This is a genomic window from Pseudonocardia halophobica (assembly GCF_050948485.1).
Taxonomy (GTDB): domain Bacteria; phylum Actinomycetota; class Actinomycetes; order Mycobacteriales; family Pseudonocardiaceae; genus Pseudonocardia; species Pseudonocardia halophobica.
In genome coordinates, this window is the sequence record NZ_CP192046.1 from 4486848 (window position 1) to 4500195 (window position 13348).

General features: G+C 73.8%; 16 protein-coding genes. 8 read left to right on the top strand and 8 right to left on the bottom strand.

The genetic code is table 11. The features are described from left to right. Positions 1 to 50: 50 nt before the first annotated feature. On the bottom strand, positions 51 to 806 hold the full coding sequence (locus ACQP04_RS21270) for an SDR family NAD(P)-dependent oxidoreductase (RefSeq protein WP_433502308.1): 756 nt from the start codon (positions 804 to 806) through the stop codon (positions 51 to 53). A 254-nt stretch (positions 807 to 1060) separates the two neighbouring features. On the opposite strand from ACQP04_RS21270, the gene ACQP04_RS21275 reads away from it, so the two are divergent. From ACQP04_RS21275 to ACQP04_RS21285, 3 genes are all read left to right on the top strand, one after another. Further along, positions 1061 to 1720: a helix-turn-helix domain-containing protein gene (locus ACQP04_RS21275; RefSeq protein ID WP_433502309.1), complete on the top strand. Its 660-nt coding sequence runs from the start codon at positions 1061 to 1063 to the stop codon at positions 1718 to 1720. Between the two features lie 80 nt (positions 1721 to 1800). Then, positions 1801 to 2958 (top strand): luciferase family protein, encoded by a 1158-nt coding sequence (locus ACQP04_RS21280; RefSeq protein ID WP_433502310.1) that lies wholly within the window; start codon positions 1801 to 1803, stop codon positions 2956 to 2958. 5 nt (positions 2959 to 2963) lie between these two features. After that, a complete protein-coding gene (locus ACQP04_RS21285; RefSeq protein WP_433502311.1) occupies positions 2964 to 3362 on the top strand; it encodes an ankyrin repeat domain-containing protein in 399 nt (132 codons plus the stop codon). Here ACQP04_RS21285 and ACQP04_RS21290 read toward each other — a convergent pair. Continuing rightward, positions 3359 to 3739, bottom strand: a complete 381-nt coding sequence (locus tag ACQP04_RS21290) for a hypothetical protein (protein WP_433502312.1) — start codon at positions 3737 to 3739, stop codon at positions 3359 to 3361. The two genes, ACQP04_RS21285 and ACQP04_RS21290, sit on opposite strands and share 4 nt — an antisense overlap. 434 nt (positions 3740 to 4173) lie before the next feature. On the opposite strand from ACQP04_RS21290, the gene ACQP04_RS21295 reads away from it, so the two are divergent. Beyond that, complete coding sequence (locus ACQP04_RS21295) at positions 4174 to 4356, top strand: hypothetical protein (protein WP_433502313.1); 183 nt, start codon at positions 4174 to 4176, stop codon at positions 4354 to 4356. Positions 4357 to 4408: 52 nt separating this feature from the next. Here ACQP04_RS21295 and ACQP04_RS21300 read toward each other — a convergent pair whose 3' ends face one another. Beyond that, the gene (locus tag ACQP04_RS21300; protein WP_433502314.1) at positions 4409 to 4585 is read right to left on the bottom strand and encodes a hypothetical protein; all 177 of its coding nucleotides are present in this window, start codon (positions 4583 to 4585) and stop codon (positions 4409 to 4411) included. 10 nt (positions 4586 to 4595) lie between these two features. Between ACQP04_RS21300 and ACQP04_RS21305 the strand changes: the two genes are divergently transcribed. After that, complete coding sequence (locus ACQP04_RS21305) at positions 4596 to 4805, top strand: hypothetical protein (RefSeq protein ID WP_433502315.1); 210 nt, start codon at positions 4596 to 4598, stop codon at positions 4803 to 4805. A 153-nt stretch (positions 4806 to 4958) separates the two neighbouring features. Here the strand turns inward: ACQP04_RS21305 and ACQP04_RS21310 are convergent, their stop codons facing one another. Continuing rightward, a complete protein-coding gene (locus tag ACQP04_RS21310) occupies positions 4959 to 5474 on the bottom strand; it encodes a hypothetical protein (protein ID WP_433502316.1) in 516 nt (171 codons plus the stop codon). Between the two features lie 134 nt (positions 5475 to 5608). On the opposite strand from ACQP04_RS21310, the gene ACQP04_RS21315 reads away from it, so the two are divergent. Beyond that, a complete protein-coding gene (locus ACQP04_RS21315; protein WP_433502317.1) occupies positions 5609 to 7177 on the top strand; it encodes an MFS transporter in 1569 nt (522 codons plus the stop codon). A 100-nt stretch (positions 7178 to 7277) separates the two neighbouring features. Here the strand turns inward: ACQP04_RS21315 and ACQP04_RS21320 are convergent, their stop codons facing one another. Both ACQP04_RS21320 and ACQP04_RS21325 read right to left on the bottom strand, forming a co-directional pair. Continuing rightward, positions 7278 to 7859: a carboxymuconolactone decarboxylase family protein gene (locus ACQP04_RS21320; protein WP_433502318.1), complete on the bottom strand. Its 582-nt coding sequence runs from the start codon at positions 7857 to 7859 to the stop codon at positions 7278 to 7280. Continuing rightward, complete coding sequence (locus tag ACQP04_RS21325; protein ID WP_433502319.1) at positions 7859 to 9073, bottom strand: CaiB/BaiF CoA transferase family protein; 1215 nt, start codon at positions 9071 to 9073, stop codon at positions 7859 to 7861. Before ACQP04_RS21325 ends, ACQP04_RS21320 begins: the two co-directional genes overlap by 1 nt. Before the next feature lie 142 nt (positions 9074 to 9215). Here ACQP04_RS21325 and ACQP04_RS21330 point away from each other — a divergent pair, with 142 nt between their 5' ends. Beyond that, entirely contained in the window at positions 9216 to 9932 is a 717-nt protein-coding gene (locus ACQP04_RS21330) for an IclR family transcriptional regulator (RefSeq protein WP_433502320.1), read from the top strand. Positions 9933 to 9937: 5 nt separating this feature from the next. Here ACQP04_RS21330 and ACQP04_RS21335 read toward each other — a convergent pair whose 3' ends face one another. Continuing rightward, on the bottom strand, positions 9938 to 10789 hold the full coding sequence (locus ACQP04_RS21335; protein WP_433502321.1) for a sugar phosphate isomerase/epimerase family protein: 852 nt from the start codon (positions 10787 to 10789) through the stop codon (positions 9938 to 9940). Between the two features lies 1 nt (position 10790). Next, positions 10791 to 11858 carry a YncE family protein gene (locus ACQP04_RS21340; protein ID WP_433502322.1) on the bottom strand — a complete coding sequence of 356 codons (1068 nt, stop codon included), beginning with the start codon at positions 11856 to 11858 and terminating at the stop codon, positions 10791 to 10793. Between the two features lie 108 nt (positions 11859 to 11966). On the opposite strand from ACQP04_RS21340, the gene ACQP04_RS21345 reads away from it, so the two are divergent. Next, positions 11967 to 13325, top strand: a complete 1359-nt coding sequence (locus tag ACQP04_RS21345; protein ID WP_433502323.1) for an LLM class flavin-dependent oxidoreductase — start codon at positions 11967 to 11969, stop codon at positions 13323 to 13325. Positions 13326 to 13348: the final 23 nt, after the last annotated feature.

Sequence of the window (13348 nt, forward strand, 5' to 3'; positions counted from 1 at the left end):
GCTCGCTCCGCGGGCTCCGCGCGATACCGATGCTCGCTCCGCACGCTCGCTCAGAAGATCGTGTAGCCGCCGTCGATCCGGACCTCGTCGCCGGTGTGGAAGGTCAACGACGGGTCGGCGAGGTAGGCGCCGACCTCCTCGAACTCCGCCGGGTCCGCCCACCGCCGCACCGGGGTGCGCTGCGTGGTCGCGGTGCGGAAGCGGTCGTCGGCGTAGCCGCCCGAACTCAGCCCGGTCACCGTCCACCCCGGGATCAGCGCGTTCACCCGCACCCGGTGCCGGGCCAGCTCAACGGCGAGTGTGCGGCTCAGCCCGAGCAGCCCCGTCTTGCTCGCGGCGTAGGCGGACTGCCCCACGCCGCCGAAGGCCGCGATCATCGAGCTGACGACGACGATCGAGCCGCCCGTGCCCTGCTCGACGAACCGTCGGGCCGCCTCCCGGCAGGTCAGGAATGCGCCGTCGAGGTTGACGCTCATGATCCGCCGCCAGTCCTCGAGCGAGCTCTCGACCACGGTGTGCCGGCCCGAGGTCCCCGAGTTCGCGACCAGGCAGCCCAGCGGCCCGAGCTCGGACACGGTGCGCTCCATGGCGTCGGCCACCTGGGCCTCGTCGGCGACGTCGCAGGTCAGGGCCAGGGCGCGCACGCCCAGCTTCTCCAGCCCGGCGACCGCCTCCGCGCTCTTCGCCTCGTCCCGCGCCCAGATCGCGATGTTCGCGCCGGCCTTCGCCATGCCGGTCGCCATGCCCAGCCCGATGCCGCCGTTGCCACCGGTGACCACCGCGTTGAGACCCGTCAGGTCGATCACGCTCGCTCCCGTCCGTCGTCGCACACCCCGTCCTGATCGATCGTTCAGGACTGTTCCGATCGTGCCATCCGGAGGTGCGTCGAGGGAACGGGCGTGCGGCGCGGCGCACCCCGCCGACTCGACCAGGCCGTGTCTCCCCACCCGCCGGCCACCGCTCCCGGCGCCCACGCCGTCCCCGCCGGCGTTGCCGGGAACAACGTGGATCACCGGGCCCGGCGGGGCCGGATCGAGAGACACGGCCTAGCCTCGCCGCCGTGGAGGGTGCGAGCGATCAGGTGCGGCAGGTCCCGGAGCACGGGCCGGCCGCGCGCGAGGTCGAGCGGCCCGCGCCGCAGGAGGGCCGGCTCGAGCGGGCGATCGCCGTGCAGGTGCGGCGGCTGCGCCAGGCCGCCGGGCTGACGCTGGCGGACATGGCCGTGCGCACCGGCATCTCGAAGCCGATGCTCTCCAAGATCGAGAACGCCCAGACCTCGTGCAGCCTGACCACGCTCGTCCGGCTGGCCGACGCCCTCGACGTGCCCGTGACCTCGCTGTTCCGCGGCGCCGACACCCCGCGCGAGGCGGTGTTCACCCCGGCCGGGTCCGGCGCCCGGATCGTCGCGCGCGGCACCCGCGTCGGCCACGACTACACCCTGCTGGGCGCGCTGCGCGGGCCGCACAAGCGGATGGAGGCGCACCTCGTCACGCTCACCGAGCGCAGCGAGGAGTTCCCGCTGTTCCAGCACCCCGGCACCGAGCTGCTCTACATGCTCGAGGGCGAGATGGTCTACGGGCACGGCGAGTCCAGCTACACCCTGCGCCCGGGCGACGCGCTGCAGCTCGACGGCGAGGGCGTGCACGGTCCGCGCGAGCTGGTCGCCCTGCCGATCCGGTTCCTGTCCGTGGTGGCGTACGGCGACCTGCGCGAGGGGTGACGCGGCACGCCGCGAGAACCCCGCAGGCGGTGCGTCGAACTGAGACGGGCCCGGTCCGTTCCGCGTCCTACGGTCGCCGGATGACGGTCGGCGCGCGCTCCACCGGTCCCGGCGACGAGCCGATGGTCGCGCGGTGGGGGTCGCCGCACCCGGCGGCGCCGCTGGTCCTGGTGCTGCACGGCAACGGGACCAGCGAGCACTCGATGATCGAGATCTCGCCGTGGCTGCCGCACGGCCCGGTCGCCTACGTGGCCGTCCGGGCTCCGTTGGCCGTCGAGCGCGGGTTCGCGTGGTTCGCCGAGACCGACGGGCGGCCGGACCCCGCCGGGCTGGCCGACGCCGGGGACTGGCTGCTGCGCTGGCTGGACACCGAGGGCCACCCCGACCGCTGCGTGCTGCTGCTGGCCTTCCGCAGCGGCGTCGCGCTGGCCGGGCACCTGATGCTGCGCGCGCCGGAGCGGTTCTCGGGCGCGGTCCTGCTGCACGGCGCCGTCCCCCTCGACCCCGAGCCGCCTCGCGGGGCGCTGCGCGGCATGCCCGTGTTCCTCGCCCACGCCGACGCCGACCCGCGCACCCCCGCGCCGCTGCTCGACCGGACGTGGGACTGGCTGCGGCGGTGGTCGGGCGCGCCGGTCCGGGTCGCGCGCACGCCCGACGGCGGGACGCTGGCGGGATCGGTCGTCGCGGCCGTCGGGAGCTGGCTGGGCGACCGGCTCGACTTCCTCCGCGCCCACGGCGAGAACCCCCTGCCCGACGGCGACGAGCCCACCTGGCCCGGGCTGGGCCGGCTGCCGGAGCGGGCCGGGGAGCCGCCCGACACCACGCCCGACCTGCCTCAGCTGCCGGTCGGGCCGACCGGCACGCGGCAGGCGGCGCTGTGGGAGCGGATCCGCGGGCTCGGCCTGGAGGCGCCGTCCGTGATCGGCCCGGCGGGCACGCGGGCGTTGTTCCTGGACGGTCCCGCCGATGCCGCGGCCCTGGTCCACCCGGCGGAGAACGAGCTCGCGCACCTGCACCCGGACGGCAGCCTGCACCTCGCCCTCCCCGACGCGCTGCTCTACGACGCCCTCGGGAAGGGCTGGGCCCTCGCCCACCCGCTCGCCGGTGTCCGGCTCGCGGCCGGGCTGGTCCTCGTCCCGGCGCCGCGCGACGACGCCGAGGTGGCGGTGGCGGCCGCCCTGGTCACCGCGGCGCACCGCGCCGCGACCGGCGGCGGGTCCGCGCCGCACCTAGGCTGACCGGCATGCCGGAGCCGGACGAGGAGACCCTCGCCTTCGCCCACCGCATGTTCGACCTGGCCCGGAACGGGGACGCCGCGCAGCTGGCCGCCTACCTCGACGCGGGCCTGCCGGCGGACCTGACCAACGACAAGGGCGACACCCTGCTGATCCTCGCCGCCTACCACGACCACCCCGACACCGTGCAGGCGCTGCTCGACCGCGGCGCCGACCCGGACCGCGCGAACGACCGCGGGCAGACGGCGCTGTCCGCCGCGACCTTCCGGCAGTCGCCCGAGTCGGTGCGGGCCCTGCTCGCAGCCGGCGGCGACCCCGCTCTGGGCGGCCAGTCGGCGTTCGCCACCGCGGAGTTCTTCGGGCTCCCCGAGATGCAGGAGCTCCTCCGCGCCCACCGCGCGGGCTAGGCCTCCAGGCCCGCGAGCGCCGCGGCGACCGTCGGGAACGAGCGGAACCGCGCGAGCGCCTGCCGGTCCACCGTGCCCAGCCGCCCCGCGAGCGCCCCCGCCCCGACGAGGTCGAGCGTGACGCCGCTGCGGTCGGCGGCGTGCTGGGCGTGGGTGAGCGCCGCGAGCGCGCCCGGGCCGATCGAGTCGACGTCCGCGACGTCGATCAGGACGTGCCGCGTGGCGGCGTGCCCGTGCCGGGCGAGCTGGAGCCGCGCGTCGACCAGCCGGAGCAGCCGCGCGCCGGTCAGGCGGTCGAGGTGACCGCGGAGCCGGATGGTGTATGCGCCCGGCTCCGGGACGTCGATGGCCATGGGAGCGGGATGGGCGAGCGTCATCGGCCGCCTCCTCTCGTCGAGGGCCGGGCGGCCTTCTTCACCCGTGGGTGGACCGTACCGCGTGGAGATCGCCTCCGCGCTCCGAACGTGGATCCCGGCCCGGCGGGGAGGCCGTCAGCTCGCCCGGGCGGCGCCCGTGTAGCGCCTCCGGCCTCCGCAGCAGGCAGGCAGGGTCGTCGAGTAGTCGATGCCGGTGTCGCAGTCGAGTGAGACGGGTAGGGGTGCGTTGCTCACGGCGTGTGTCCACCGGCTCGGCGCAGCCCGACGGCCGCGATCTCCACCACGTTCGTTCGCCGAATGTCCCCATTCCGTTCACCGTCGGCGCCTCGCCATTCACCGACGATTCCGGACCGCGGCATGGACCACTCCGCGTAGTGCGTGGATACGCTCGGAGTGACCGCAATCACTCCTACATCGGATTCGGAGTCATCCCGATGGACGAGGAAGTCCTCGCACTCGCCCGCAGCGGAGGCCGGTCCCGGCACGCCGTCGCCGCCGTCGCGTCGGCCCACCGGCCCTCCTGGTGGCAGCCGCACCGCACGCGCGTCGGCAACCGCTCCTGGCGCGTGCTGCGGCTGCGCCGCACGCGCCCGGCGTTCACGCGCGCCGCGTGGTGACCGACAGCGGGTGTCGACCGCTCCGCCGGGCGCCGGCAGCGGGAGCGGCGGGTCAGGCGGCCTCGGTGGCGTGCCGGCGGCCGGCGATCGCCCCGAGCAGCTCGCGGGTGTAGTAGTCCCCGAGCTGGGCGCGCCGGCGCAGCTCCCGCCAGCCGCGGCCCTTCACCCTGGTGATGTCGGCGCCGTCGAACCGGATCTCGCCGGCGGTCGGGTCGGCCAGCCGCAGCACGAGCCGGGCGGTGGTCGACTTCCCGGAGCCGGACTCCCTCCTCCACGATCCGCCCGCCGGACATCACGACGACCCGGTCCGCCCGGTCCGCGGCCACCCGGACGTCGTGCGTGATCAGCAGCGTCGCCGTGCCGGTCTCGGCCCGCAGCGCGTCGAGGTGGTCGAGGATCCGGCGCTGCACCGTGGCGTCGAGGGCGCCGGTCGGCTCGTCGGCGAATGATCAGCCCCGGCCGGCCGGGGATCGCGATCGCATCAGCACCCGCTGCCGCATGCCGCCGGAGCCGCCCGCGGACCTGGTCGGTGCGGCGGCCGGCGGCGGACCGTCCACCAGGGGGTACACCGCGGTCGGGGAGCGCGCGACCGTCCGGACCGTTCACCGGCGGCGGCGACCGCGCCGGCGGTCGGCGCGCAGCCGTCGCAGCAAGGGCAACGCGCTGAACGAGGTTCCCCCGGCCGCGACGAGCCCCACGCCCAGATCGATCGAGATCCGCCCCTCGCGCTCCCAGTAGACGTCCTTCAGATCGAGCAGCAGGGCGAACTCGTCGACGATCAGCGCCAGGCCGCTGCCGTAGGCGAGCGCGACCAGGGGATGGCGCCGGGTCCTGTCGGTGCCGCGAACCGCGACCGCACCGACCCCTGCCAGCAGGCCGATGCCCCAGAGGTAGTGGTGCAGGTGTGCGCCCCCGACCGACACGTTCCGGAACGGGCCGCCGCCGCGCCGGATGCTGTACGTGATGCCACGGACCCCCGCGAACGTCGCGGTGAAGCCGGTCCAGGACCACAGGACCGCCCGCTCGCGTGGCCCGAGCCCCTCCCGGTAGGCGTCGCGTACGTCGGACGGGGTCGGGACGGCCGGCCCCGACGGGTGTGGCTCGAAGGCAGGTGGCATGCCATGAGAATGGCGCATAGCCGTCGCCGCCCTGTCGATTTCCCCCGACGGTGAATTCCCGACGGGCCGGTCGGCGAGCGGACGACGGTCGCAGTGCCCTGGTTGCCCTGGCCGGGAGTTGTTGGGATGCGCGAATGGCGAATGGCGGCGCGTCCGGAAGAGGAACGCTGGTCCTGGTCGCGATGACGGTGGCCAACGCGATGATTCTCATCGACCAGACCGCCGTCCCCCTGGCCTTGCCCGATATCGCCCAGGATCTCGGCGTCCGTTCGCAGTCGGTGCAATGGGTGCTCACCGCGAGCCTCCTGCCGCTCGCGGGCCTGACCATTCTCGGCGGACGGCTGGGCGATCTGCTCGGCCGGCGCAAGGTCTTCGTCACCGGAGCGGTCCTGTTCGCGGGCGCCTCGGCGCTGGGCGGCCTCGCGCCCTCCTTCGCGGTGCTGCTCGCCGCCCGCGTCCTGCAGGGCGCCGGTGGCGCGCTGATGCTGCCCACGACGGTGGCCATCGTCAGCTCGGCCTTCTCCCGCGACGCGGCCGGCCGTGCCCTCGGCACGATGGGCGGGATCGCCGCGGTGGCCGGTGCGCTGGGCCCCACCATCGGCGGCCTGCTGACCTCGGTCCTGAGCTGGCGTGCGGTGCTCCTGATCAACCTTCCGCTCCTCGTGGTGACGCTGGCCTGCACGATGCGCGCCGTGCCCGCCGACGTGCGGCGGACGGGTCGCGTCCACGTCGACCTGAGCGGCGCGGTCGCCGCGGGCACCGGGCTCGTCGCCCTGGTGTTCGGGCTCGGGCAGACCACGGCATGGGGCTGGAGCTCGCCAGGGGTGATCGTCCCCCTGGTCGTCTGCGTCGTGGCGTTCACCGCGTTCGTGCTGCGCGAACGGCGGGCCCACGACCCGCTGATGAACTTCGCCCTGCTGCGCCGCAGCCGCAACTACCTGGGCGCCACGATCAGCCAGGGCCTGGCCGGCATGGCCGAGATGGGTCTCGGGCTGATCTTCCCGTTGCTGCTCATCCTCAATCTCGGGATGGACCCCGCCGTCGCCGGCCTGGCCCTGATCCCCACCACCGTGCCCATGGTCGTCCTCGCCCCCCTGGTCGGGCGCTGGTACGACCGATCCGGTGGACGTCCGCCCCTGGTCGTCGGTTTCGGCTGCCTCGCCCTCGCCGGCGTCCTCCTGGCGCTGGGCGCCGGGGCGCGCAACTACCCCTGGTTGCTACCGGGCCTGCTGGTCTACGGCGTCGGCCTCGCGATCATCCTCACCGTCAACGATCCCGTCAGCATCGACACGGTTCCGGAACGCGATCACGGCCAGGCGTCCGGCGTGTCGGCCACCGCGGAACAGGGCGGCGGCGCGGTCGGCATCGCCCTGCTCTACGCCGTGTTCCACAGCGCCTACCTCTCGCGGCTGCACGCCGACGTCGCCGGTCGGAACCTCCCGCCGCTGGACGACCGGACCGGCCCCCTGCTGCGCGACGCCCTGAACGCCGCCGAGCAGTTCGGGCTGCACCCCGACACCTTCGACCCCCGCGTCGCCCGGTACCTCGGCTCCGCCAGGGTCGCCTCCGACTTCGGCTACTCCGTGACGTTCCTCGCCACCACGGTCCTCGCACTCGTCGGTCTGGTGGCCACGGCCGTCCTGGTCCGGAGACCGGAACGGCCCGCGGTCGCGGCGACGGAGAGCGAGACCTCCGCCCCGTGAGCGTCACCGCGCGGAGCCGGCGGTCGAGTTCGGCGAGCGGCGCGAGGCCGGAGGTGCCGAGGGCGTGGCCGCGGTTGCACAGTTGCCGGGGACGGCCGCTTCAGGTCCCTTCCCCCGGTCGGGGTCCTGTCGGCCAGCCCGGCAGGTCCGCCTCCTTCTGCACGCCCGTCGCGTTCAGGAACCCGGCGGCCATCCGGTAGAAGCCGACGAGCACGACCAGCTCCACGAGCTGGGTCTCGGTGAAGCGCCCGGCGAGCTCGGCCCAGGTCTCGTCGGAGAGATCGATGTGGTCGAGCACCTCGTCGGCAGCCCGCAGCAGCGCGGCGTCGGCCGCCGGCCACTCCGCGGCCGGCTCGGCGACCCGGGCGATCTCGGCGTCCGTGAGCCCGGCCCGGCGTCCGATCAGGACGTGCTGGGCCCACTCGTACTCGCAGCCGCTGCGCCAGGCCACGCGCAGGACCACGAGCTCGCGCTCCCGTGCCGGCAGGTCCCCGCGGGTCAGGAAGAACCCGCCGAGCACGTTGAACCGCTTCATCATCCGCGGGTGCCGGGCCATCGTCCGGAAGATCGCCAACGGCACCCCCCGGTCGTCGCCGAGGGTCTTGGCCAGCATCTCCGTGACCTCGGGCTCCGGGTCCTCGACCGGGGCGACCCGCGGGTCGGCGGCGTGGGAGAACGGCATCAGCCCACCACCTTCGCCTCGCGCAACGCCGCGACGGCCGCGTCGTCGAGCCCGAGACGGGTGCGGAGCACCTCGTCGGTGTGCTCGCCGAGCCCGGGCAGCGTCGCGGGCTCCTGCCCGACGAGCGAGCTGGCCACCTTGATCGGGTTGCCGACCGTGCGGAGGGTGCCGAGCTCCCGGTTCGCGGTCTCCTGGCGCATCTGCCGCGCGGCGACCTGCGGGTCGTCGAGCAGGTCGTCCGTGGTGTTGACCGGTGCGGAGGGGACCCGGTGCCCCTGCAGGGCCGCCACCGCCTCGGCCCTGGTGCGGGCCCGGGTCCACTCCTCCACCGCCGGCCGGACGAGCCGCTCGTGCGCCTTCGACCGCTGGTGGCCGGTGGTGAGCTCGGGGTGCTCGGCGAGGTCGGGCCGCCCGATGCACTCGCAGAGCGCCGCCCACTCGCGCCCGTTGAGCACGGCGATGATCACGTACCCGTCGCTCGTCTCGAACGGGCCCCACGGCGACTGCAGCGCGTACTGCCCGCGCCCCATCGCCTCGCCGACGTGCTCCTTGTAGGCCATCGGCAGGTCGTTCATCAGCAGCGACGCGTCGAACATGCCGATGTCGACCCGGGTGCCCTCGCCCGTGCGGTCGCGGTCGCGCAACGCCACGAGGGTGCCGGCGAAGGCGCAGGTGCCGGAGAAGATGTCCGACATCGCGAAGCCCATCCAGGCCGGCGGGCGGTCCTTCTCCCCCGCCAGATGGGTCAGGCCGGCCATCGCCTCGGCGATGATCGCGTACGCCGGGAGATCGCGGTACGGGCTGGGCAGCACGTCGTCGTGCCCGAAGCCGCTGATCGACGTGTAGACCAGGCGCGGGTTCAGCTCGTGCAGGCGATCCCAGCCGAAACCGAGCCGGGCGAGCACTCCCGGACGGAAGTTCTCCACGAGCACGTCCGCCTGCACCACGAGGTCGGCGAGGATCTGCGCGCCCCGCTCCGACTTGAGGTCCAGCTCGATGCTCTTCTTGCCGCGGGAGAACCGCAGGATGTTCAGGTTGGTCGAGCCGCCGGGTCCGTGCAGCTCGTAGCCCGCCTTGCGGTAGGTCTCCCCGCCCACGGGCTCGATCTTGATCACGTCCGCGCCGAAGTCGGCCAGCATCATGCTGGTGACCGCCCCGCTCACGATCTGCGTCAGGTCGACGACGGTCACGCCGTCCAGTGCGCGAGGCGCCACCTGGTCTCCCGTCCGCCCTCACGCTCACTCAGTGAGAGCTACTCTTGCTGGATGGCACAACCGTAGGAACGGCGCCGGAGCGCGTCAAGCCCGCGCCGGGCCAGTAGGCTCGCGCCGTCAGGAGGGAGTTCCGGTGCGGTCGATGCAACGCGTGGTCGCGATCCTCGAGGGCGTGGCCACCGCCCGCGTGCCGGCCACCGCCGGCCGGGTCAGCACCGAGATCGGGCTGTCGCTGTCCACGGTCTCGCGGATCATGCGCGAGCTGGCCGAGGAGCAGATGCTCGACCGCCTCGACGACGGCTCGTACGTCCTGGGTTCGCGGGTGTTCCGGCTGGTCCGGGACGCGCGCGCGGGCGGCGACCCGATGGCCACCGTCCACCGCGTGCTCGCCGAGCTGCGGGACCGCACCGGCGAGACGGCGTCGCTGAACGTCCGCCGGGACGACACCCGCGTGTGCATCGCCTCCGTCGACAGCCGGCACGAGCTGCGCCGGGTCGTGCCGGTGGGCGACGCGATGCCGTTGGTGGGCACCGCCACCGGGGACGTGCTGATGGCCGAGCTCGCCGCGGCGGAGCAGACCGCGCTGATCGACCGCGCCCGCGACGCTGCCGGTTCCCGGGTGGACCTGCTGGCCCGGCTGCGCGAGACCGCCGAGCGGGGCTGGGCCGTCCAGGCGGACGGGTTGATCTCGGGTGTGACCGGCGTCGCCGTCCCCGTGCGATCCGGTGGTGCGGTCGTCGCCGCCGTCACGCTGTCCGGGCCGACCACCCGGATGTCGCCGGAGGTCGTGGAGAAGTGCCTGCCGGACCTCGAGGACGCTGCGCGCCGGCTTGCGCCGTGGATGCGCGAGCCGGGCTGATCCAGCTACCGGGCCGAATGGCCAGTGGGCCGATCCGGCCGGTGGGCGAGCTCCCGCGCCGCGGCCAAGGCGCGCCGGGCCCCCTCGGCCGCCCGGGCGGCAGCCTCCGCGAGCGGCCGGGCGTTGTGCTCGCGGGACAGGGCCTCGACGGCGATCGGCACGTCGATCCCCAGGCCGGCGAGCCCGGCCAGCCACCCCGGCAGGTCGATCGCGCCCTCGCCCGGGACCAGGCGGAACTCCAGCGCGTCCTCCGCCGGGTCCGGCCGCGGTTCCGCGAGCATGTCGTTGAGCTGCAGCGACACCACGAGGTCGGCCACCGGCGCGAGGTCCGCGAGGGTCACGCCGGCGCGGTGGACGTGGTAGGCGTCGAGCACGATCCCGGCGTTCGCGGCACCGGAGGCCCGCACGAGCGCAGCCGCCTGCGCCGGCGTGGAGACCGGGGAGTTCGCCCGCGGCTCGAACCCGACGGTCAGCCCGTGCGCCGCGGCCCGCTCGCACAGCCCCGCGAACCGCTCGGCCAGCAGGTCCGCCGGCACGTCCTCGACCAGCTGAATGGTGGTGACCTGCCGAGAGCCGAACTCGTCGGCCAACACGAACACGGCCCCCTCGTCGCCGTGCCCCCCCGAGTCCCAGCCCTTCAGCGGCTCGAGCTCGGGCACCCCGACCCCGGACACCGCTGCGCGCACGCCCGCGATCCCGGCGGACGCCTCGGCGGGGGCGAGCGCGAGACCGGTGAAGCCCGCGGCCGCGGCCGCCTCCGCCCGGGCGGCGAGCGGGTGCCGGGGCGGCAGGCTCAGGTGCGCCCCGGTGAGCGTGTAGTAGCTGGCGACGAGGTCGGTGCGGTCGAGGAGGCCCACGTCAGCCCTCCCTGCCCGGGACCAGGCACATGCCGTGCGAGCCGCCGAACGCCGGGCCGATGTTGTTGTCCAGCGTGGCCGTGACCTCGTAGGTGTCGAGGTCGATCACGCTCACCGAGCCCGTCTTGAGGTTCGCCGTGAACGCGGTGCGGCCGTCGGCCGAGAAGCGGGTGGTGAAGGGAAGCTCGTCGACCTCGACCGAGGCCAGCACCTCGAGCTTGTCCGGGTCGACGACGTGCACCCGCCCGCGGACCGGCCCGGACGGCGTGGCGCCAGGCTCCGGGAAGCGGAACTCGGTGACCAGGACCCGGCCGTCGGGCGCGACCCGCAGCGCCGACAGGTACTCCTCGAACTCCAGCCGGCCGACGACCTCGTCCGTGCCGGTGTCGATCTTCACCAGTCCGGGCACCGGCGTGCCGGGCGGCGGGACCGCCTTGTTCAGCTGCCCCTGCGCCACGTTGATGACCAGGCTCATCATCGGCGTCGCGGCGAACACGAACCGCCCGTCCGGCGAGCAGTCGATCTCCTCCGCGCCCGCCGGGGCCGAGATCGTGCCGACCTGCCGGCGCGCCCGCAGGTCGACGACGGACAGCACCGGCGCCTCCTTGTGGGCCACATAGGCCTTTGCGCCGTCCGGGGTCAGGCACATCCAGTGCGCGTTGGGCGCCTCGAGCGGGATGTTCCCGACGACCTGCCGGGTGGCCGCATCGATCACCACGATCCCGTTGCGGCCGTCGCCCGCCTCGACGCCGGTGTAGATCAGGTCGGCCGCCGGGTCGTACTCCACGTCGTGCGGCGCCTCGTACGGGCTGACGTCGATCACGTCGACGACCGTGCGGGCGTCGGCGTCGACGACACTGATCTCGTGCGCCTTCGGCTTGCCCTCGCCGTACGCCCCCGCCCGGTAGGTGTGTGCGAGGTAGGCGAGCCGGCGCCCGCCGTCCCACGCCATCTCGTGCGGCTGTGCGATCAGGTCCGGCACGGTGTCGAGCTTCTCCAGCGTGGTCGCGTCGAAGAAGTCCAGCTTCTGCCCGAACTGGCTGGCCACCATCAGCACGTCACCGGTCATGGAGCCGCATCATGCTCGGCGGAGCCGACGCCGTCCAGCGCTTCCCACTACCATTCCATGATTGCTACGCTCACTGAGCGAGCAAGGATGCCGAGACGAGGAGTGGGTGTGGCAGGCACACCGAAGGAGATCCGCTTCAACGCCCTCGAGCAGGGCAACCCGAGCTTCCAGTCCTTCGGGCTCTGGGCGCACCCGCGGGACAAGGCCGTGGACTACACGTCCATCCGCTACTGGGCCGAGTACGCGCAGCTGCTCGAGCGCGGCCTGTTCGACAACCTGTTCATCGCCGACGTCTACGGCATGCCCGACGTCTACGAGGGCAGCAAGGACGGCGCGCTGCGGAACGGCTGCCAGTCCCCCAGCGTCGACCCGGCGGTCCTGCTCCCCGCGATGGCGGCGGTGACCGAGAACCTCTGCTTCACCATGACGGGCAGCTGCACCTACGAGCAGCCGTACCAGTTCGCCCGCCGGATCTCGACGCTGGACCACCTGCTCGAGGGCAGGCTCGGCTGGAACATCGTGACCAGCTACCTCGCCAGCGGCGCCCGGGCGATGGGCCTGGACGGGCTGATCGCGCACGACAGGCGCTACGACATGGCCGACGAGTTCTGCGAGGCCGTCTACCGGCTGTGGGAGCAGAGCTGGGCGGACGGGTCGCTGGTCAAGGACAAGGCGACCCGCGTCTACGCGGACCCGTCGAAGGTCGAGGAGATCGTCTTCGAGGGCGAGTTCCACCGCTTCCGCGCCGTGCACGCCGTGGAGCCCTCTCCGCAGCGCACCCCCGTGCTGTTCCAGGCCGGCGGCTCCGAGCGCGGCCGCCGGTTCGCGGGCACCCACGCCGAGGGCATCTACCTCAACGGCACCACCACGGAGATCGTCCGGGACAAGATCGCGACGATGGCCAAGGAGCTGGAGGCCGTCGGCCGCTCCCGGGAGTCGGCCAAGTTCTTCGCCGGGGTGTCGATCTTCGTCGACGAGACCGAGGAGCTGGCCCGCGCCCGGTACGACGACTACCTGCGGTACACGAGCTTCGAGGGCCTCATCGCCACGATGTCCGGGATCATGGGCATCGACCTGTCGAACTACCCGGTGGACCAGCCCATCGAGTACGAGGAGAACGACGCCAACCGCTCCGCCCTGGAGATGTTCACCCGGGGCAACAAGTGGACGCTCCGCCAGGTGCTCGAGGAGAAGGCCTTGTGCGGCACCAACATGGCGCTCGTCGGCAGCCCGGAGCAGATCGCGGACGAGCTGATCCGCTGGATGGACGAGACGGACCTCGACGGGTTCAACGTGGCCCGGATCGTGGCCCACGAGACCCTCGAGAACGTCATCGACATGGTGATCCCGATCCTGCAGGAGCGCGGCCGCTACAAGACGGAGTACGCGCCCGGCACCTTCCGCGAGAAGCTCTTCGGCACCGACCGGATCCCGCAGACGCACCTCGCCGGCACGTTCCGGCGCTGACGGCGGCGCGGGCCCGGCTCCCG

What these genes read in the sequence shown, in the direction of transcription:
- ACQP04_RS21280 (WP_433502310.1), top strand. Translation starts at nt 1,801, where the DNA reads ATGACGGTCGGCGCGCGCTCCACCGGTCCCGGCGACGAGCCGATGGTC.
- ACQP04_RS21285 (WP_433502311.1), top strand. Translation starts at nt 2,964, where the DNA reads ATGCCGGAGCCGGACGAGGAGACCCTCGCCTTCGCCCACCGCATGTTC.
- ACQP04_RS21290 (WP_433502312.1), bottom strand. Translation starts at nt 3,739, where the DNA reads ATGACGCTCGCCCATCCCGCTCCCATGGCCATCGACGTCCCGGAGCCG.
- ACQP04_RS21295 (WP_433502313.1), top strand. Translation starts at nt 4,174, where the DNA reads ATGGACGAGGAAGTCCTCGCACTCGCCCGCAGCGGAGGCCGGTCCCGG.
- ACQP04_RS21310 (WP_433502316.1), bottom strand. Translation starts at nt 5,474, where the DNA reads ATGCCACCTGCCTTCGAGCCACACCCGTCGGGGCCGGCCGTCCCGACC.
- ACQP04_RS21315 (WP_433502317.1), top strand. Translation starts at nt 5,609, where the DNA reads ATGGCGAATGGCGGCGCGTCCGGAAGAGGAACGCTGGTCCTGGTCGCG.
- ACQP04_RS21320 (WP_433502318.1), bottom strand. Translation starts at nt 7,859, where the DNA reads ATGCCGTTCTCCCACGCCGCCGACCCGCGGGTCGCCCCGGTCGAGGAC.
- ACQP04_RS21330 (WP_433502320.1), top strand. Translation starts at nt 9,216, where the DNA reads ATGCAACGCGTGGTCGCGATCCTCGAGGGCGTGGCCACCGCCCGCGTG.
- ACQP04_RS21340 (WP_433502322.1), bottom strand. Translation starts at nt 11,858, where the DNA reads ATGACCGGTGACGTGCTGATGGTGGCCAGCCAGTTCGGGCAGAAGCTG.